Source organism: Caulobacter sp. AVps18, assembly GCF_058681425.1.
Genome location: NZ_CM178737.1, coordinates 4,003,489 through 4,023,387 on the forward strand (window position 1 = coordinate 4,003,489; position 19,899 = coordinate 4,023,387).

Genomic DNA, 19,899 nt, shown 5'->3' on the forward strand with positions numbered 1-19,899 from the left:
CGGTCGAGACATGGGATCGGCTTAGAACTTGTAGCTGAGCCCGACCATGTAGGTCGTGCCGCTCTGGTTCTGGTTATAGAGGTAGCGGTTCTGCCCCCAGAACTGGGTATCTTCCTGGTTCGTCAGATTGATGGCGTTCAGCGTCAACTGAAGCGCGCTCGTGACGTTCAAGAAGGCAGAGGCATCGATATAGGTCGATCCCTCAAAGCCGCGCGTGCTGGCACTCATGACAGTGGCGCTATTGCCGCTGTACCAGCGATTGCGATGGCTCATCGAACCACGGACGCCCCAGCGCGAGGTTTCGTAGTACAGCGTGGCATTATAGCTGGTGTTCGAAATGCCGGTCAGGGCCTCGTCGGCATCGACATAGGTGTAGTTCGCCACCATCCCCAGCTTGTCGAAAGGTGCCGGCAGGAACGAGAACTGACCCTGCGCGGCCAGCTCCACCCCAACCAGCGTCTTCGTGCCCTCGATATTGATGGGCATGGAGAACTCTTTGACGATCGTATTGGCGGTCGCACCCGGGATTGAGGTGAACGGCACACCCGTCTGGCTGAAGGGGATGTTCTCGAGCGTCTGTGAACCGATGAAGTTCTTGATACGCTTCTGGAACACGCTGGCCGAGATCAGGCCATCGACGCCGAAATAGTACTCGGCCGCCAGATCCAGCGTGTTGTCCTTGTAGGGCTCGAGATTGGGATTGCCGCGCGACGCACTGATGTCGCCGCTGTCCGAGTTCTGGAAGGCGCTGCCCTTGGCCGCCATCGAACCCAGGCCCGGACGGTTGAGGTTCTGCGTGGCCGAGAAGCGCACCAGCACGTCGGGAGCCACCTCAAGGACCGAGTTCATGGCCGGAAGGACGCCGGAATAGCTGCCCTCGACCTCAGATGTGCCCAGATAGGCGTAGCTGTCGCCCTGGATCCAGCCGGTGCTGTGCGTGTCGGTCTGATAGCCGCGCAGGCCGATATTGCCGCGGAAGCTCTTGCCGAACAGCTCGCCGTCCCAGTCGGCCTGCACATACTCGGAGAAGGTCTTTTCCGAGGTCTCATAGACGTTTTCGATATCCTGCAGCGCGCCGCCGGTACCGTCCTTGTTGGGGCCGAGGCGGTGGTACTCGTTGTACTTCTTGAAGGCCTTGGCATAGTCGCCGACCAGCCATGACCCAAAGCTGTTGGTGAAGACCGAAGTGACGTCGGCAACAGACGTGCCCCGCATCTTGGACCGGGTTCCATTGACGTTGTCGTCATAGAACAGGTCGATCCCGCCCTGGGTGAACTTGTGATAGGCGACGCCTGCGCGAAGGGTCCAGATCTCGGACAGTTCGAAACGCCCGTTCAGAACGGCCTCTTCCAGCTGGGATTTGTTGTTGAAGCTACGATAGTAGAACGAGTCCATGGCGTAGTTGGCGGGGTTGGTTCGGTCCCAGCCCGGATACTGGAACGTCGCCGAACGGCCGTCGCTGCCGTAGTTGGCAATCAGGTTGCCCTTGGCGCGCATATAGAGCTTGTCGTCATAGGGCGTCTCATAGGTCGACTTTTCGTAGCCGACATGCCCGTCGATCGTAAGGCGATCCGTGAGGTCCCACTTGCCGGTCAGCGCCACCTGGTCAAAGCGGTTTTCGTTCAGCGAGCGGCGGTGCTCGCTGCCGAAGGTCGTGCCCGTGACATCGGTCATGGTCACATAGTTGCTGTTGTCCCAGGCCAGGTTGTTGATGACCGACGGCTTCTGGAAGGCGCTCGGCCAGACCGTGCTGGCGACCGTGTCGAAGGCGACTGAACCGGTCGAAGCAAGCGGACGCGTCGCCAGATGCAGCTCGTTGCGATGGGTGGTGTACTCGCCGTGCAGCACATCAAGCGTCAGCAGCAGATTGTCCACCGGACGCCATTGCACGGCGCCCGTCAGGCCCAGGCGCTCCTGCTTGGAATTCCACGAGGATATGCGGTTGCCGTCGGCAAAGTAGAGATCGCCCGACAGGAACTTGGCCTGTTGCGCCGTGCTCAGCTTCGAAATGTCCAGGCCGCGGGTGACCAGGCTCTGAAGGGTTCCGGCGCTGGGGCGCGAATAGTTGTAGGTGTTGTGGCCCTGTTCGGTGGTTTCGCGCTTGCTGTAGGCGACCGAGAAGGCCACGCCGAACTTGTTGTCCCAGTTCTGGCTGAACAGGGCCGCGATGCGCGGCTGGGCGTCCTCGGTGTATTCGTTGGTGCCGAGCTTTAGCGAAACCGCACCCTTGGAGCCCGACGCATAGTCAAAGGGCTTGCCGGTGAAAAGGCCGACCGTGCCGGCCATGCCACCCTCGTTCTGGGCGGCCTGGAAGGTCTTTTCGACCTCCACGCGCGAGAACAGTTCCGAGGCGAAAATGTTGAAGTCAAAGGCGCGGTCGCGTGAGCGCTGGCCGCGGCTGTCCTGTGCCGAGTCGACGTTACCCAGAACTTCCATGCCGTTGAGCTGCACCCGCGCAAAGTCCGGACCCAGGCCCCGCAGTGAAATGCGGCGGCCCTCGCCCGCTTCGCGGGTGATCTGAACGCCCGGCAGGCGCTGCAGGGATTCGGCCAGATTGAGCTCCGGGAACTTCGCCATGTCTTCGGCGACGATCACGTCTTTCTGAATGATCGCGTCCCGCTTGATCGCGCGCGCGTCGCTCAGCGACTTCCGGTAGCCGGTGATGACAACTTCCTCGACCAGATCTCCGGACGCCTGCTGCGCGTACGCTGCCGAGGCATTCGCGCCGACGGCCAGCGTCGCGACCGTCGCCAGCAAAAAGCTCTTCAGGTTCAGGCGCGTGGCCCGCAAGGAGTGTAGCTTTGACATGTGTGGACTTGCCCCCAACTGGTATGAACCAGTCAGGTTAAAGCAGGTGGCCACGACACCCGCGTGACAGCACCAACCTTTGGCCATGAATTTTTCAAACTCGCGGCAATGGCGCAGGACGCAGAGACTTTTCTGCGTCCTGCGCCTTCGGGAAAGCCATGGCGGTGCCCCGCTTCACTGCGGAATAGAGCCGAGAAATAGCCAAGCCACACCCTCTGCCTTCTCCAGGACAGGCGGCATGAGCCTGAAGGGTGGCCGAAAACGCAGGGAAAGCGCCGCTGTCGCCGCCCCACGCACCGTCGCAAAACTGCAAACTTAGAGTGCTATTTTGGTCTATACCAAAGTGTGACGTCGGGGCGGCCCCCTGGATGCATTGCACAGACCGCGTCAGGCGATGAGGTCGGTGCCGTCGCCGATCATTGACGCCAACAGAAACGGAACGACCTTTTGCCCAGCCATGATCTGATCATCGTCGGTGCCGGCATTGTCGGCCTGGCCCATGCCCTGGCTGCGGCGCGACGCGGCAAGCGGGTGCTGGTGCTGGATCGCGACGCCCGGGCCAACGGCGCTTCCATCCGCAATTTCGGCTTCGTCACTGTCACGGGCCAGGAGCGCGGACACGTCTGGAAGCTGGCGGCCCGCAGCGCCGCGATCTGGCGCGAAATCGCTGGTCCGGCCGGCATCGCCATCGAGCAACAGGGCCTGCTGCTGGTCGCACAACGCCCCGAGGCTGTGGCCGTCATTGATGCGTTCCTGGCCACCGAGATGGGCGCGTCCTGCACGCGGCTGGGTGCCGATCAGATCGCCGCCGGCTGGCCGATGGTGCGCGGCGCCCGCGCCGGACTGCTCAGCGACCAGGACCTGCGCATCGACTCGCCCCTGGCCATCCCGGCCCTGTCGCGATGGCTGAGCACAGAGCATCAGGTCGAGTTCCTGTACGGCGTGGCCGTACAAAAGGTGGAAACCGGCCGCGTTCATACCGCCACCGCCACCCATGACGCAGACGCCGTGATCGTGTGTCCGGGCGACGACTGGGCGTCGCTGTTCCCGCAGAGCTTTGCCCAGGCCGGGGTCACCCGCTGCAAGCTGCAGATGCTGCGGCTGGCCGCCCCGGGATGGCACCTGCCCTCCCCCGTGATGAGCGATTTGAGCCTGGTGCGCTATCTGGGCTATGCCGCCTTGCCCGAGGCGGCGGCCCTTCGCGCCCGCTTGGACGCTGAAGCCGCAACCGCAGCCGCCCTGGCCCGGGGCATTCACCTGATCGCCGTGCAATGCGCCGATGGATCGCTGGTGGTCGGCGACAGCCACGACTATGCGCAGACCCCCGATCCCTTCGCCGATGCCGCGACCGAAGACCTGATCCTCGACAGTTACCGGGACGTGCTGGGCCAGCCGCCCCAGGTCGTCGCGCGCTGGACCGGGACCTACGCCTCGGCCGCCGGCCACAGCATCGTCCACACGCCGCAGCCCGGTGTCCGGCTGGTGGTGGTCACCAGCGGCACAGGGGCCTCGACCGCCTTCGCGCTGGCCGAGGACGTGATCACAGACTTGCTGGGAGAAAGCGCATGAAGCCGCACCTGAAGGCCGTGATCTTCGACTGGGCCGGCACCATGATCGACTTCGGCAGCCGCGCCCCGGTCATCGCGCTGTGCGACCTGCTGGGCACGGCCGGCGTCCCGATCAGCGAGGCCGAGGCGCGCACCCATATGGGCCTGGCCAAGCGTGACCATATCCGCGCCCTGCTCGACCTGCCACGCATCAGCGCGGCCTGGACCGCTCAAAACGGCGCGCCTGCCACCGAGGCCGACGTCGACGCGCTTTTCGCCAGGGTCGGTGCCTTGATGCGCACGGCGGCCAGCGCCTGCAGCGACCTGATCCCCGGCGCAGCCGAGCAGGCGGCGCGGCTGCGGGCCGCCGGCGTCGCGATCGGCTCCTGCACGGGCTACACGCGCGAGATGATGCAGGACATCCTGCCTCGGGCCGCCCAGCAGGGCTACAGCCCCGACGTCCTGGTCTGCGCCGGCGACACCGCCCATGGCCGCCCCTCGCCGCTTATGGTGTGGAAGAACCTGGTCGAGCTCGGGGTGTGGCCGGCCTCGGCCTGCGTCAAGGTGGACGATGCTGAGGTGGGCATTGCCGAGGGTCTGGCGGCCGGCGTCTGGACCATCGGCATTGCGGCCAGCGGCAATGGCGTGGGGCTGTCACGCGAGGCGCTGGACGCCCTGCCGATCCACGAGCGAGCCGAACTCATAGCCCTGGCTCGGCAAGCCCTGACCGACGCCGGAGCCCACGTCGTGATCGACACCGTCGCCGAGCTTTCCCTGGCCCTGGCAAGACTTCCCATCGCATTGCCCCAGTCCTGGAGCCTGTCATGAACACCCCGATCCGGCGTCTTTCTCTCCTGGTGGCGCTGCTGGCCGGCCTGGCCGGCGCGGGTGGTGCCCAGGCCGCCCCGCCAAAGGCGCAGCACGTGATCGTCATCGGCGTGGATGGCCTGAGCCCCGATGGGGTGGTCAAGGCCGACGCACCCACCCTGCATGACATGATGAAGCGCGGCAGCTGGAGCCTTCACGCCCGGGGCGTGATGCCGACGACCAGCGGGGCCAACTGGGCCTCGATCATCAATGGTGTAGGACCCGAACAGCACGGCGTCACCAGCAATGACTGGAACGTGGGCGAGTTCAACTTCCCCACCGCCGTGGCCGGCTCCGGCGGCTTCTTTCCGTCCATCTTCCAGGTTCTCCACGATCAGAAGCCGGAACTGGAAGTGGGCTCGGTGTATGAATGGGACGGGTTCGGAAACCTCTATGACCACCGGTTCGTGGACTACGACCAGCGTGGCAAGGACGAGGACGAAACCACCGCATTGGCGGTCGACTACATCAAGGCCAAGCGGCCTGACTTCCTGTTCGTGCACCTCGATCTGGTTGACCATGCCGGCCATGCCTATGGCCATGGAACGCCGCGCTACTATCAGTCCGTCACCAAGGCCGATCAGCTGATCGACCGGATCCGGCAGGCCACCGTGGCGGCCGGCATCGCGGACGAGACGGTTATCCTGGTGACATCGGACCATGGCGGCGTGGGCAAGGGACACGGGGGCGAAAGCCTGGCCGAGCTGGAAATTCCGTGGATTGCCTATGGCAAGATCATCAATCCAGGCGTCGAGCTTGATCTGCCCATCAATACCTTCGACACCGCCGCCACCGTCGCCTGGCTGCTCGGCGCAAAGATCCCCTATGCCTGGCTGGGCCGGCCGGTGACGCTCGCCGTGAAGGGCGAAAAGGCGCCGGAGCAGGCCTACCGTTCCAGCAGCTTCTACGCTTCGCCGGTGATCGAGCCCGCGGCCAACGGCAATGCGCCGCCCGGAGGGCTGTTCATCAATCAGCCGGCGCAACTGACCATTCGCAACCCCAACGCCGTCGGCGAGGTGCGCTATACGCTGGACAACTCCATACCCACCGCAGGGTCTGCGCTTTACACCGGTCCGGTTGAGATCGCCCGCAACACCATCGTGCGCGCAACGCTGTTCGTATCGGGCAAGCCGGCCAGTGTTCCGGCCACCGGCTATTTCCGCATCCTCAAGTCAGAGGGCCCCGAGGCGCGCGGCGTGAACTACAGGGTCTATCTGCTCCCGGAAGGGCCCGTGCGGTTGCCCGAGTTCTCGCGTCTTCAGCCTGCAGCGTCGGGCCTGTCCCATGAGCTGACCACGGATGGCTTGACCCTGCCGCGCGGCGACAGCGTCGCGGTGGCGTTCGACGGCTTCCTCCACCTCACGGCGGCCGGAGCCTATCGCTTCGCGCTGGCCTCGGACGACGGCAGCAAGCTCTATATTGATGGCAAGCTTGTGGTGGACAATGACGGCGACCACGGCGTGCTGATGGTGAACGGTTCGATCGACCTGCAACCGGGCAAGCACGCCATCCGGGTCGAATGGTTCAACGGCGGCGGCGGTGCCTGGCTGGGCACCTATTTTGAAGGTCCTGGGCTTCCCCGCCAGGTCATCGATCCAAACCTGCTGACGCCGCAGTAAGGCTTGCGCAGGGCGTGGTCAGGGCAACCAGACCTCCGTTCTGAGCCGCTCGCTCCTGGGGCGCGCAGTTCTGGTTCAGGCGTGGGCCGGATGTGATCGTGAAAGATTTGCAAAGATTCAGCGGGTTGCTGGCCGCGCTGCGTCCCTTGGCATGAGGCCGTCTTTCCGGCCCGACACTGGGGATAGCTTGATCATGAAACCGCTCTCTTTGAAACAGGCCCTGCTTTTGACCGTCGCGGGTCTGAGCCTGGGCACAACACCTGCCTTTGCGGCGCCCGATGCCGATACGGCCATCGCCACGGCGGCCGACGAGACCACGGTCAGCGAGGTGGTTGTCGCCGGACAGCGCCGCAGCCAGGCCCGGGCGGTCGAGGAGCAACGCGAGAGCCTGACCATTGCCAACGTCGTCTCGGCCGAGGAACTGCAGGCCCAGCCGACCGCCAACCTCGCCGACCTGCTGTCACGCCTGCCGGGCCTGTCCTCGGCGGTCGATCAGGCGCGTAACCAGGCCGGCACCGGCGAGGCGCAGTATGTGACCATTCGCGGCCTCGACAGCGCGTGGAACGCCTACTCGATGAACGGCGTCCGTCTGGCCCAGACCGACTCCAAGGCCCGCACCATCTCGATGAACCTGCTCTCGCCGTTCGCCCTGTCGTTCGTGCGGGTCGACAAGGCTCCGACCGCCGAGATGGATGGCGACGCCCTGGCCGGCACGGTCGACTTCCGCACGGCCTCGGGCTTTGATTTCGCGTCGAGCTACAACCGCCTGCGCCTGCAGGGCCAGCTGGCCGATCGCGCCATCCAGCGCGATGTGGACGGCCTCGGCTACACCGCCCAGCTGGAACTGGCGCGCACCTTCGGCGACGCCGGGCAATTCGCCGTCTATGGAAACCTGTACTATCAGGACAAGGACAATGCCGGTGAATCCCGCGCCGTCCAGGCCGACTATGTGAAGAAGGACTCCACCGCGCCCGGCCTGATCCGCGATCAGGGAGCCAATCTCTATGCCCGCGGCCCGCAGTGGAACTTCTACCGCAACAGCGTCAAGCGCCAGGGCGCAACCCTGTCGCTGGACTACAAGACCGACGTCCAAAGCCTCTATGGCCGCTTCACCCACGGCGAGTTCAAGCTGCTGACCAGCATGGATCAGTCCTCGGCCCGCCTGGGCCTGGCCACGGCTCCGAGCGGCTCCAGGGAACTGGTCGACTTCCTGACCTCGGTCCGCCCCTCCAGCGCCTGGCAGACCAACGGCGACTCCGACCCGAAGAACATCAGCCTGTATGGCGCGATCCCGGGCCAGTACAGCCGCACCGAACACTCGACCCAGACCCTGACCACCGCCCTGGTCGGCGGCGAGACCAAGCGTGACGCCCTCACCCTCGACTACGCGGTGTCGTACTCGAAGGGCCGTACCGAGTATCCGTTCCGGATGCAGGCTGGCTTCTATGCCTTCCCGTTCATCGGCACGCCCGACCAGGGCGGCAGAGCCGTGGTGCCGCTGATCACCGACATCTCGGACCCGAAGGACCCGCGCGCGGTGCTGACGCCGGAAGGCCTGCGCTACATCGGCCGCACCGACATCACCCGCCAGTGGTACATCACCTATGGCTATGAATATGCCGAGGAATCCAAGGCCGACTTCAAGAGCAACCTGACCTGGGAGCTCGACCATCCGGTCATCAAGTCGATCAAGGGCGGGCTGAAGTACGAAACGGCCGACCGGGAATCGAATGATGTCGGCACCGGCGACGAGAACCGCTTCTATTTCTACAAGAAGGACGCCAGCGGCAACTGGACCACGAACCCCGCGCTCCTGAGCAACGGCAGCAACCGCTGGGCCGCCCAGGGCGATTACCTGTTCGACCTGCCGGGCCAGACCCTGACCGGATTCATGATGGGCGGCCTTCAGGTGCCGATGCGCCTGGTCGATCCGGACTATCTGAAGAAGCAGGCCTATCAGTATGCCGCCACCATCCCGTGGACGGATGAAGTCCTGAAGCGCAACCTGCTTTCGGGCGAAGAGACCCGCGCCTCGGCCTATGTCCAGTCGACCCTGACCTTCGGTGACACCCTCACCGTGGTACCGGGCCTGCGCTATGAGGACAACGGTTTCAAGGGCACCTACTGGCGTCCTGAAAGCGTCAAGGGTGCCGATGGCAAGACGACCACGGCCCGGGTCCGCGCCTCGTCGGACCGCAGCATGGGCATAGCTCTGCCCAGCGTCGTAGCCACCTGGCGTCCGAATGAGGAGATCGTGGTGCGCGGGGCGGTGCGCCGCGCCTATACCCGCCCGGCCTTCGACCAGATGATCGGCGCCACCAGCATCTCCAAGGATGCCGACGGCAAAATCATCGCCATCAGCATCGCCAACCCGGACCTCGAGCCGGTCACCGGCATCAACTACGACCTCAGCGTCGAGAAGTATGGCGAAGACGGCCAGTACCTGATGGCTTCGGTCTACTACAAGGACCTGAAGAACGTGATGTTCGTGTCGGGTTCGACCAATACCGGCTCTGACTTCAACGTCTGGACCGGCGATGTGATCAAGGACGCCGGCGGCGCCGAAATCACCCGTCTCGACAACGCCAAGAACGGTTCGGTTTTGGGTCTGGAACTGGGTCTGCGCCAGCGCTTCACCACCCTGCCGGGTCTGTGGAACGGCTTTGGCGTGTCCGGCAACGTGACCTTCCAGAAAACCGAAGCCGACATCCGGATCGGCAATCTGGGCAAGGCCCTGAGCCGCCGTCTGATCAATGCGCCAGACAGCATCATCAACACCTCGCTGTTCTACAACAAGTACGGCGTCCGGGCGGAGCTGGCCTACAGCCGCGTGGGCCTGATCTACAAGGACGTGCGGACCGACAACGGCGACACCTGGGTCCAACCCATGCGTCGCCTGAACTTCAACGCCAACTATCAGCTGCCCCATGGCTGGCAGATCGGCGCGGCGGTCGAGAACATCCTCAACGACCAGTCCTACTGGGCCACCCAGGGCAAGGCCGAAACCCTGCTCTCGCATGACCGCAAGGGCGGCTATGTCGAGACTGGCCGTACCTACATGGTCAACGCGTCCTGGACGTTCTGATCCCCTAGAGCGGGTTGCGATCTGATAAAATCAGATCGCAACCCGCTCTAGTCTTTTGTTTTCACGCGCGTTTCATTCCGAAAACCGGTTGCCACTTTTCGGAACGCGCTCTGGCCCCCCCAGGGGCTTCATCGTCAGATGAAGCTCCTAACTTCGGGCTGGAACGCCCCTGTTCCAGCCCGCTTTTTCCCATCGAGACTTGAGGCCCGTTTTCGCGTTCAGCGTGTGATGCGCAAGGCGAGGCGAACCTGACGGCCCGTATTGACCTTGTTTGAAATCACCCGACTGTTTCGACCCACATGGGCGTCATAGCCCAGCGCATCCGTCAGATTGGCAACCCCGAGTTCCAGGCGGGCTTGATCGCCAAACCGGTGATGCAAACTGAGATCCGTCTGCAAGGTTGGACGAACCCAGAGATTGTCCCAGGCGCCGGGCGCGGCGAGCACGTTGTAGTCCGACAGAAACGCGCCCGAATAGCGGGCATTGAGAAACAGCGTCCAGGGTCCGCGATCCAGGGTCAGCCCTGCACTGGCCCGCCAGTCCGGCGCCGACTGCATCGGGATATTCCGGCCCAATTCCGCAGACCCCAGGTCCGCCCGGGTCCACTGGCGGCTGGCGGTCGCTGACAACTCCAGCCGCGTGGCCGGATCAAGCTCGGGTCGGTAGGTCTGGTGCCATTCGACCTGAATGCCCTTCACCTGGGCCTTGCCGCCATTTTGCGGACTAATCAGCCGATAGCTGCCCGTGGCGCTGGTTCTGGTACCGGCCTCGCCCCATGTGCCATCAAACAGATAGTGATCCAGCCACTTGTTCCACACCGACAGGCCCCAGCCGCCCTGGGGGGTGCGCGCCTGATAGAGCAGATCGAGATTCAGGGCGGTCACGGGCTTGAGCTCGGGATTGCCCTGTCGAAGCGTCACCTCACCCCCGTCAGAAGTCTGCAGCGAGGCGCTTCCCCCCAGTTGATAGAGGGCAGGTCGACTATAGGATTGCCAGAGCCCCGCCCGAACGACGTGGTTCTGATCTGGGCGCCACGCCGCAAAGACCGAGGGCAGGGTCACGTCGAACTGGCTGCGGCTGGTCTGCCATTCGCCCAGCTGCTCTCCGGCTGCGGTCTCGGGAAACAACCAGTACCGGCTGTGAACCCGCGTGGCCTCCTGGCGCAGCCCCGTCAGGGTTTCCACCGGTCCGAACGTCGCCTTGACCATCACAAAGGCCGCTGCGACCCGCTCCTGCCCCCACTGGGTGCCGCAGTTCTGATTGTTCGCATAGAGCTCGCCACAGCTGTCGAAGCTCTGTGGAGACCGATAGCGTTCGAACAGAGCCTCAAGAGCCTGATGATCGACACGGGGTGTCCGCCAGCCATAAACGCCTGGCCAGGCTTGAGGCCAGTAGCGCCCGTCGGTGACGCCAAGGTCGCGCCAGTTCGCTCCTGCCCGGCCAGTCAGGTTTCCGACATGGTCATTGGTCCAGTTTCGCTCGCTCACATCACGGGTGCTGCTGGAAAGGCTCATGCCGGTCTTGATGCTGGTCAGTCCTGTCGCCACCGGCCGTACCCACTCTACGTCGAGTGAGGCGACCAAGCGGCTCTGGCTACTGTGTTGTTCCGTTTTCTGTCCGGCCCGGCGCGCCAGCAATCTGAGATCGGCCTGGTCGAGGTCGGCAAAGAGCTCGGGCGTCAGTCGGGGTTGGGGAAAGCCGCCGCTATAGTCGATCAACAGGCCCGAATAGGGCCGCGCCGATTGCGCGGTATTGAAGCGGTCATTCTGATTGAACCGCATGGAAGCTTCTATGCGGTTAGGGCGGTCACTGGTTCCATGGCTGAAAGCCAGCCTTGGCGTGATGACCCAGTGCCCCCCCTGACTTGGCCCGCCGCTCGAGAGAACAAACCGCCCTCCCATATCGGCCGAGGTCAACCCGACCACATCGGGATTGGTCTGATACCAAAGCCGGCTGGACACCTCACCCAGGGAAAGCCTGTAGCCGCCCGCCGGATCCGGCTGCCACTGCCGGGCTCCGCCGACCAGCTGGCCCAGGGTCGAATTCTGCTGTGTGTCGGCCTTCAGATCGACCACCGATAGCCAGAATGACCGGTTGTTGGCGGCCCGCCAGTCGACAGAAAGCATGGTCGAGGCGTTGCGTGACGCGACCTCGGAGACGCCGACATTGAGCGCCGTCAGCACAAGGCCCCGCTCGGGATGGCTTGGGTCCATGGGCGAACCATAGAAGGTGGGGCCGGCCGTTGCCGACCGGCCCCATGCCCAACCGGCATCGTTCTGCGCAGACATGACCCCGGCCATTTCCGTGCTCACCGTCCGCCGTTTCTCCTGTCGCAGGCTGAGCATCACGCCCAGTTCATCCTGCGCCCCGAACCGGCCCGAGAGGAGAACGGCATAGCTGCCGCCGATCCCGTCTTTGCCATAGCGCCGCGCCTGTAGCTCACTCCGCCCGGAAACGACCAATTCAAGGCGGCGTCTTTGCGGAATGTCACTCGCTCTCAGGGCGCGGAAATCAAGCGCGCCGGCAATCAGATCGCCCTCCAGATCCGGGCGGCCTGTGCGGTGGATCTGGACGGCCGAAAAGCCCTCCGGCGGGATCAGGTTCAACTGAACCCCTCGCGAACGCGGCAGGGCCTGGGCGACCGGGGCACCGTTGATCAGGGTCAGGCTGTATTCGGGGTTAAGTCCGCGAAGCCCGACGAACAGCCCCTCGCCCCGGGTCGCAGAGTCGACACCGGCGACAAAAGATCGTCCGGTCGTCAGCACAGTCGTGTCCGGCAATGCCGCAACGGCATCGGTCATGTTCAGGGCCATGCCGCCCTCAAACCGGTCGCGCGACATCTGGCTCATCGGCAAGGCCGCATCGAACGTGTCTGCAAAGTCACTCAGGGCCAAGCCGCGTCCACTGCGGCCGGCCTTGTGGCCATAGACGGTGACCTCTGCCACCAGTGAAGGCGGCATCGGTTCCGCCGGCTTGGGTCGAACCGCGCCGCCCGCCCTTTCGGTCGTCGCACGCGGCTCGTTCCTGACGGGGGCGGACGAACGCGAGCCGGCGACAACGACATAGGTTCGCGCATCCAGTCGCACAACCCGAAGCCCGGCCGGCTCGACGATGTGCCCCAGAGCGTCGGCCGGCGACAGAACACCCGACAAGGGCCGGGTGCGCACGGCCGGCAAATCCCGGGCCGAAAAGAGGATCTGAAACCGCCCCCTGATCGCCACCCTTCGTAACGCCTCGTCCAAGGGAAGCGACGGGATCTGGTAGGACACCTGGGCCTGAACGCCCGAGAGCGGGGTCGTCCGAGGCGTGGCAGCGGCCGCCTGCGGACCGAAAACCAAGGCTGTCGAGGTCAGAAGCGCAAGGAGGCTCACCTGACCGCCCTTCCAAAGACAGCCTCGACCACGCCCATTCATCGTCAGGTCTTCACAGCGAACTTCACCAAAGCGACTTCCTAGCGGCGCTGTTCAATGAGTTTATGACATCCTGCGGCCGTCCCACCGGTCGCGAGGTCCGGACAGAAGGTTTCAGGCCTGCGACACGCCCGCCAGCCGGGGCTTCGCGACAGCTATTTTGGCGGCTTGGGGCGTCTGCCCCGTTATTCTGTTAGAGGGTCGCGCGCCTTTCCGCGGCGATAGGGTTCACAGAAGGCCATCAGGTTTGCAGACGGCAACCGCGACGGAAAATCTGAGTGATCTGATCGCCCGGTACGACGCACGGCTGCGTCGCTACCTGTGCCGGGCCCTGAATCCTGTGGATGCCGAGGACGCGCTGCATGACGTCTATGCCCGCCTGGCCCGTCAGGCCAACAGGATCCCCCCGCCGGTCTTTAACAGCACCTATGTGTTCAAGACCGCTGATGGCGTGCTGTTTGACCTCTATCGCCGGCAAAAAAGCCGCAGCGCCGGCCAGCACATAGAACTGAGCGACGACATCGCGGCCGAATCTCCGACGCCCTTCGATCAGATGCGCTGGAAGCAGAACGCCAGCTTACTGCAGGCGGCTATCCTTAGCTTGCCGCGCGAGGAGCGGCTGGTCCTGATGCTGCACCGGATCGAAGGGCAGAAACTGACAGACATCGCCCAAACTCAACGCATCCCGCTGCGGAGCGTCCAGCGGCTCCTGGCCCAGGCGCTGGCCCGATGCCGTGTTAAACTGAAAGATAGCGGATGGTACGAGCTGTGATTGTCTTGCCGTTCCTGCGCAAGGCCGCGCCTGCCGTTGAACCACGGCTAACAGAGGCCGATGTGGCCGCCGCCGAAGCGGTGTGCCAAGCGCTTGCCGCCGAAGAGTCCGGCGACACCCGGCCGGTCCTTGGCCTAGACGATCCTGGATTGGAAATGCGTCAGGTCTGGGATGCTCTCGGCACACTGGATGCCCGGGACTTTGACCTTGAGACCAGGCCGGCAACGCGCGTCATGACGCGACGGGTGGCCTGGGCGTCAGGCGCTGCGGCCCTGGCCGCCTGTCTGGTGGCCGGCATTTGGCTGCACGACCAGGCAGGCTTCGAAAGCTACAGCACCGCCATTGGCCAGCAGAGGGTCATTGCCCTGAGCGACGGTTCCGAGCTCCGGCTCAACACCGCAACGCGCCTGCGGGCCCGCATCACCGACTCCCGTCGCGAGGTGCAACTGATCTCTGGCGAGGCCTGGTTTGCGGTCAAACAGCGACCCGACCGGCTGCCGTTCACTGTGGCGGCCGGCCCCGCCCGGATCCGCGTGACCGGGACGCAGTTCAATGTCCGCCACCTGACCGGCCAGACCCGGATCGACCTGCTTGAAGGCCATGTCCAGGTTTCCAGCCGCAAGGACCCCAAGACCAGCAGCCTGAAGGCGGGTGAAGCGATCCGGCTTGATGCTCAGGGACGCATGGCTCCGCTTGAGGCGGCGGAAAAAGCCCGGATCGACGACTGGCGTGCAGGGCGGGTCAGCTTCTACCAGACCTCGCTCAAGGATGCCGTGACAGAAATCAACCGCTACGCGGTCAAACCCATAAGGCTGGCCAGTCCAGCCTTGGGGGCGCTGGCTGTCGATGGCGTCTTCGATGCCACCGACACGGTCAGGTTCGCTCGCGCCGCCGCCGCCGTGCATGGACTGCCCCTGAGACAGACAAGCACGGGACTGGAGATTCAGCCCCCCGCTGCGGGCGCAGTCCAGCCGCGGTCTTCATCCGCCTCAATACCCGATTAGACACATTGACGGCTGCGTTCAGGCCTACGGAAACTGAAACAACCTTCTGATTTAAAACTCTTTTCGCCCCGTTCCAGCAAAGCTTTCAGGTCGAAAAGGCGTCCAGGCCTGATCCGACCTGCGGATACGAACAGGGTCAACATCTGGCTGACCGACCGCAAACGAAACGCACCAGTCGCCGGGATGGTCTCCAACACGAATGTCGCCTTCGCGCTGTAAACCAAGGACCATGACCTTGAAAACTCACGCCCTCGCCTTGGCGGCGATCCTGTTCGGCGGCGTTGCGCCGCTCCCCGCCGCCACCGTCGCCGAACAGGCCTCGATCCGGGTGATGAGCTACAATATCCGCTACGACAATCCCGATGACGTCCCCGATTGGCGCGCGCGGCGCGGACCGATGGCCGCCCAGATCCTCAAGGTCCAGCCCGACATTCTGGGGGTCCAGGAAGCGCTCCTGCCCATGGTGGACGACCTGATCCGCGCCCTGCCCGGCTACGACCACTATGGCGTGGGTCGCGACGACGGTGCCTTACAGGGCGAGACCGCCACGGTCTTCTTCAGGGCCGACCGCTTCACGCAGATCTCCGCGCGCACGTTCTGGTGCTCACCCACGCCCGACGTCCCGGCCAAGGCCTTTGACGCCGCATTGCCGCGCACCTTTACCCGCTTGGTCCTGCGCGACCGCCGTAGCGGAAGCCTGCTGGATATCCGCAATGCGCATCTCGACCATGTCGGCAAGGTGTCTCGTGAACGCTGCACCCAGCAAATCCGGGACCTTCCGGCCTGGCCCGGCGCCGCCCTGATCATCCTGGGCGACTTCAACAGCGCGCCGGGCGACCTGCCACATCGGGTGCTAACCGCGCCTGATGCGCCATATGTGGACGCCCGGGTCGCCAGCCCCGTGGTGGAGGGGCCGGCCGGCACCTTCAACGACTTCTCGCCGCACCCCGAGGCCGCCCAGGCCCAGATCGACTTCATCTTCGCTGATCGTCGCCTGCGCGTAGAGCGCTTCGCCACCCTGACCGAAGTCTCTCCGCTTGGGGTGATTTCCGATCACTTTCCGATCGTTGCCGACCTGACCCCGAGGATCCGCCCGTGAGCCTTTCCGCCCGCTTGGGCATCGCGCCGGCCCTCGGATCCTTGGTGCTGTTGGCCTCGGCCTTCGGCATCTGCCCATCGCCGACCCGCGCGGCCGAGACCAGCATCGTCCTGACGGGCGTCGTGCACGACAGCGACAGGCAGGCCTATCGCCAGTTGCCGTTCACCGTGCCGGCCGGCGTCAAGAAGATCACAGTCGACGTCACCTGGGAGGGCCGCGACCAGGGCACGATCCTGGTGTTGGGTGTTCACGACCCCGAGCGCCTTCGCGGCTGGGGCGGCGGCATCAAGCCGCATTTCGTGGTCGCTGAGTCCTTCGCCACCCCGTCCTACCTGCCCGGCCCACTGCCGGCCGGCGTCTGGACCCTGGACATGACCGTGGCCAGCATCCGCAAGGGCGTGTCCTCGCCCTACAAGGTGAAGGTCACCTTCGCCGACGGACCCGAGGCCCAGGTGATCACGGACACGCCGGTGCGCGCCGAAGCGGGCTGGTATCGCGGCGACCTGCACAGCCACACCGGTCACAGCGACGCCAGGTGCGCCAGCCTGTCGGGCAAGCCAGCGCCCTGCCCGCTGTTCATGACCCTGAAGGCCGCCGTCGACCACGGCCTGGATTTCGTGGTCGTCAGCGACCACAACGTCAGCGACCATGTCGCCGAAATGGCCGCCCTGGCCCCCTATTTCGATACTCTGCTGCAGATCCCCGGCCGCGAGATGACCACCTGGGTCGGTCACTACAACCTGATTGGCGTGACCGACTTCGTGGAGTTTCGCCTGGGCTCACCGGCGACACCGACCATCAACGCCATGTTCGACGCCTCCAGGGCCACCGGCGCCCTGATCTCGGTCAATCACCCGGAACGGTCCACAGGCGAGGACTGTCTGGGCTGCGGCTGGAGCGCGCCGGACACCGACTATGGCCGTGTACAGTTGATCGAGGTGGCCAATGGCGGCGTGGCCGCCGACACGGGCCGGTTCGACGACGGCCCCCGGTCAGGCGTCGCCTTCTGGGAAGCGCAGCTGAACCGGGGGTTCCATCTGACCGGCGTCGGCGGCAGCGACAACCATGACGCCGTCAACGGCGTCCAAGGCGTCTCGCCGGTCGGCGCGCAGTCGCCCGTCGGCTATCCCACAACCGTCGTCTATGCCGAGGCCCTGTCCCAGCCTGCCATCCTAAAGGGCATCCGCAGCGGCCGAGTGTTCATCGACCTGGAGGGTGCTCATCCCGGGCGGATCCTGGACCTCGTCGCCCGCTCGGGCCAGGCCAGCGCCGTCATGGGCGGAACCCTGACCCGTCCCACCGGCGAGATCAACGCCCAGGTGCGCGTGGCCGGCGCCCAGGGTGCCCGCGTCGAGCTGATCGTCGACGGGCAGGTCCGTCCGCTCCTCGCCGATCCCATCCTGCATTCAGCAGATCAGACCCTGGACTTCGTCGCGCCCAACGACGCCCACTGGTTCCGCGCCGATGTCCGGCGCGCTGACGGGCAGCGTGTGCTGATCGGAAATCCGATCTACGTCGCCTATTAGGCTTCGGCCATGGTGCGAAACGCCTCCCTGGCCGGCCGCCCAAGCTAAGAGGCCTGAAACGGCCAAGGACGGGGTCGCTATGACTGGCCACTTTTGGTCGGACAGCCACAATCAAGCCTACGCTCCGGTTGACTGGCGAAACTCCCTCGGCGACACGCCGTACTGGTCTCGGAACACCCGGCTGAAGTGGGCTGAACCATTAAAGCCCCAACGGAAGCAGATCTCGGAGATCGACAACCGGCCGTACTGCGGACTGGCGAGGTCGATACGGCAGCGCTCCAGGCGTCGCGTGCGCAGGTAGTGGCTGAAGGTCTCGTCGGCACCGGCGAACAGCTTCTGAACGTAACGGGGGGAGACACCCTCTTCATCGGCCACGCGGCGTAGCGACAGGTCAGGATCCGGCAGCAAGGTTTCGATCGTCTGGCAAAGGCGCTGCAGGTGAGCGGTTGGAGCGCCGGCGCCGAGACCCGTCCCGGTGGCGTCGGAGGCCGCCCTGCCCTCGACCAGACAGGTGGCCAGGAACTCGGTCAGGGCCAGTTCGACCGGCCGCAGTTGATCAGCGGTCAGTTCCTCCAGTCCATCGGCGGTGGCCCGCAACAGGCCCGAAAGGATGTGAGCGACCCCGCTGGCGCATTCAAGTCGCCCAACCCGCAAGCTGACCGGCCCAATAAGCCGGTGGTCCAGCGCCACGCGCGGGGCGCGGACGAACATCAGGCGGCACCGCGTTTCCAGCCTTAGCGCCGCAGCCTGACCTGTCGGACCATAGGCGATGTCGCCGGCCGACAGCTCCTCAGCCAAGTCTTCGGTGACAAGCAGAGCCTGACCGCTGAGCAGCACGGCCAACCAGATCGCGGCCGGCTGACCAGTGCGGCGGCCGGAAATCGTCTGAGCGCCCGCTTCGACCAAAGCGAACTCAATGCCGAGAGGCGAGGTCAGGCAAACGACCGATGCACTGGCCGGCTCGCCATCGGACAGACCTTCGATGGGCAGGCCAAGGCGGCTCATCGCCTCGCGCCAGGCTTCCGCGCGCTCGGCGCGGGGGTGACTGTCGGTGCTGAACGACCAGGCCTTCACGATGCTGCCTAGCCACCCTTCTTGGGGAAGATGTCGCGCGGGATCCGCACATGGCAGCCCTGCTTGCCGTCAACCACCTGGGTGACGCCGAAGTCAGCAGCGACGCTCATCAACGAATAGGCGTCGTTCTTGCTCAGGCCGACATGGTCGCTAAGCAGGGTCAGCATGTTAAGCGAAGCATCCCGCATGGCGACATTGAGATCCTCGTTGAAGCCGTGAACAATCCACCACTTGGGGGTTTCCAGCAACGGCCCCGGGGTCTCGACATCCTTGCGCAGCACGATCTGCATCAGGACGTTCAGAGACGACTCGATCGCGGTTCCAGAAAGCTCGCCGTCGCCCTGGCTTACATGGGGGTCACCGATCGAGAACAGCCCGCCCTCGACCTGGACGGGATAGTACATCGTCGCCCCCGCCCCGATGCGCCAGTTGTCGATATTGCCACCGTGGGCACCGGGCGGAATGGTGCTGGTGCGGCCATTGATCGCCGGGGCCACGCCGGCCGTGCCCAGGTGCGGGCGGGCCGGGATACGGATACCCGCCAGGGCCGGCTGGCGGTCACATTCAGGGCAGTTGGTGATCGTGCCGGGGATCAGATACTTGCCCTCGAAATCATAGGCATAAAGGGCGCTGGCGGTATTGGCGTTGGGGTCCAGCTCATAGATGGTGACCCGCTCCTTCTCGCCGAACTCCTTGTAGAGATAGCCCCAGTTGGCGGCGAGGTTGGAGCCGTAGTTATTGCGCGGAACCATGCGAAGATAGCGCACTTCCAGCACGTCGCCGGGCTTGGCGTCTTCCACATAGATCGGGCCGGTCATGATGTGGACACCAGGATTGCGGTCTTCTTCGGGGATCTCCCTGAAGATCCGCGTCACGCCCTCGTCCATCATCAGGTGCGGCGCGTCGCCGGCGTGATGGGTGATGGCCTCGGCCGAAACCAGATCACCGCTCTTGATGCGCAGGGTCGGGGCGGTGGCCGGATCGAAATAGCCCCAGTGCACGGTTTCAGGTGTAGCACGCAGGGTGTGCAGGGCGCCGGGAGCCACGTCGGGGCGGGTCTGGCCGGGTTCGCAGATGAAGGGCATCGC

The 19,899-nt window shown here is 64.8% G+C and carries 12 protein-coding genes; 8 read left to right on the plus strand and 4 right to left on the minus strand.

Annotation, left to right across the window (positions count from 1 at the left end):
- Positions 1-21 precede the first annotated feature (21 nt).
- The gene (locus ACW179_RS18180; RefSeq protein ID WP_492060857.1) at positions 22-2,808 is read right to left on the minus strand and encodes a TonB-dependent receptor; all 2,787 of its coding nucleotides are present in this window, start codon (positions 2,806-2,808) and stop codon (positions 22-24) included.
- 447 nt (positions 2,809-3,255) lie between these two features.
- Between ACW179_RS18180 and ACW179_RS18185 the strand changes: the two genes are divergently transcribed.
- The 4 genes from ACW179_RS18185 (at position 3,256) to ACW179_RS18200 (ending at position 9,926) form a co-directional block, all read left to right on the plus strand.
- Positions 3,256-4,377 (plus strand): TIGR03364 family FAD-dependent oxidoreductase, encoded by a 1,122-nt coding sequence (locus ACW179_RS18185; protein ID WP_492060858.1) that lies wholly within the window; start codon positions 3,256-3,258, stop codon positions 4,375-4,377.
- Entirely contained in the window at positions 4,374-5,183 is an 810-nt protein-coding gene (phnX, locus tag ACW179_RS18190; RefSeq protein ID WP_492060859.1) for a phosphonoacetaldehyde hydrolase, read from the plus strand. Before ACW179_RS18185 ends, phnX begins: the two co-directional genes overlap by 4 nt.
- Positions 5,180-6,841, plus strand: coding sequence for an alkaline phosphatase family protein (locus tag ACW179_RS18195; protein ID WP_492060860.1), 1,662 nt, complete (start codon positions 5,180-5,182; stop codon positions 6,839-6,841). Before phnX ends, ACW179_RS18195 begins: the two co-directional genes overlap by 4 nt.
- Before the next feature lie 151 nt (positions 6,842-6,992).
- Positions 6,993-9,926 carry a TonB-dependent receptor gene (locus ACW179_RS18200; protein ID WP_492060861.1) on the plus strand — a complete coding sequence of 978 codons (2,934 nt, stop codon included), beginning with the start codon at positions 6,993-6,995 and terminating at the stop codon, positions 9,924-9,926.
- A 218-nt stretch (positions 9,927-10,144) separates the two neighbouring features.
- On the opposite strand, the gene ACW179_RS18205 is transcribed toward ACW179_RS18200, so the two are convergent.
- A complete protein-coding gene (locus ACW179_RS18205; protein WP_492060862.1) occupies positions 10,145-13,093 on the minus strand; it encodes a TonB-dependent receptor domain-containing protein in 2,949 nt (982 codons plus the stop codon).
- A 490-nt stretch (positions 13,094-13,583) separates the two neighbouring features.
- On the opposite strand from ACW179_RS18205, the gene ACW179_RS18210 reads away from it, so the two are divergent.
- From ACW179_RS18210 to ACW179_RS18225, 4 genes are all read left to right on the plus strand, one after another.
- Positions 13,584-14,108, plus strand: coding sequence for an RNA polymerase sigma factor (locus ACW179_RS18210; RefSeq protein WP_492060863.1), 525 nt, complete (start codon positions 13,584-13,586; stop codon positions 14,106-14,108).
- Positions 14,093-15,112: a FecR family protein gene (locus ACW179_RS18215; RefSeq protein ID WP_492060864.1), complete on the plus strand. Its 1,020-nt coding sequence runs from the start codon at positions 14,093-14,095 to the stop codon at positions 15,110-15,112. The genes ACW179_RS18210 and ACW179_RS18215 overlap by 16 nt, the downstream gene beginning before the upstream one ends.
- Before the next feature lie 229 nt (positions 15,113-15,341).
- On the plus strand, positions 15,342-16,211 hold the full coding sequence (locus ACW179_RS18220; RefSeq protein WP_492060865.1) for an endonuclease/exonuclease/phosphatase family protein: 870 nt from the start codon (positions 15,342-15,344) through the stop codon (positions 16,209-16,211).
- Positions 16,208-17,737 carry a CehA/McbA family metallohydrolase gene (locus ACW179_RS18225; RefSeq protein WP_492060866.1) on the plus strand — a complete coding sequence of 510 codons (1,530 nt, stop codon included), beginning with the start codon at positions 16,208-16,210 and terminating at the stop codon, positions 17,735-17,737. The genes ACW179_RS18220 and ACW179_RS18225 overlap by 4 nt, the downstream gene beginning before the upstream one ends.
- 117 nt (positions 17,738-17,854) lie before the next feature.
- Here the strand turns inward: ACW179_RS18225 and ACW179_RS18230 are convergent, their stop codons facing one another.
- Together ACW179_RS18230 and ACW179_RS18235 are read right to left on the minus strand one after the other, a co-directional pair.
- The gene (locus ACW179_RS18230; RefSeq protein ID WP_492060867.1) at positions 17,855-18,811 is read right to left on the minus strand and encodes a helix-turn-helix domain-containing protein; all 957 of its coding nucleotides are present in this window, start codon (positions 18,809-18,811) and stop codon (positions 17,855-17,857) included.
- An 8-nt stretch (positions 18,812-18,819) separates the two neighbouring features.
- Positions 18,820-19,896, minus strand: coding sequence for an acetamidase/formamidase family protein (locus ACW179_RS18235; RefSeq protein ID WP_492060868.1), 1,077 nt, complete (start codon positions 19,894-19,896; stop codon positions 18,820-18,822).
- Positions 19,897-19,899 lie beyond the last annotated feature (3 nt).

What these genes read in the sequence shown, in the direction of transcription:
- ACW179_RS18180 (WP_492060857.1), bottom strand. Translation starts at nt 2,808, where the DNA reads ATGTCAAAGCTACACTCCTTGCGGGCCACGCGCCTGAACCTGAAGAGC.
- phnX (WP_492060859.1), top strand. Translation starts at nt 4,374, where the DNA reads ATGAAGCCGCACCTGAAGGCCGTGATCTTCGACTGGGCCGGCACCATG.
- ACW179_RS18195 (WP_492060860.1), top strand. Translation starts at nt 5,180, where the DNA reads ATGAACACCCCGATCCGGCGTCTTTCTCTCCTGGTGGCGCTGCTGGCC.
- ACW179_RS18200 (WP_492060861.1), top strand. Translation starts at nt 6,993, where the DNA reads ATGAGGCCGTCTTTCCGGCCCGACACTGGGGATAGCTTGATCATGAAA.
- ACW179_RS18215 (WP_492060864.1), top strand. Translation starts at nt 14,093, where the DNA reads ATGGTACGAGCTGTGATTGTCTTGCCGTTCCTGCGCAAGGCCGCGCCT.
- ACW179_RS18220 (WP_492060865.1), top strand. Translation starts at nt 15,342, where the DNA reads ATGACCTTGAAAACTCACGCCCTCGCCTTGGCGGCGATCCTGTTCGGC.
- ACW179_RS18235 (WP_492060868.1), bottom strand. Translation starts at nt 19,896, where the DNA reads ATGCCCTTCATCTGCGAACCCGGCCAGACCCGCCCCGACGTGGCTCCC.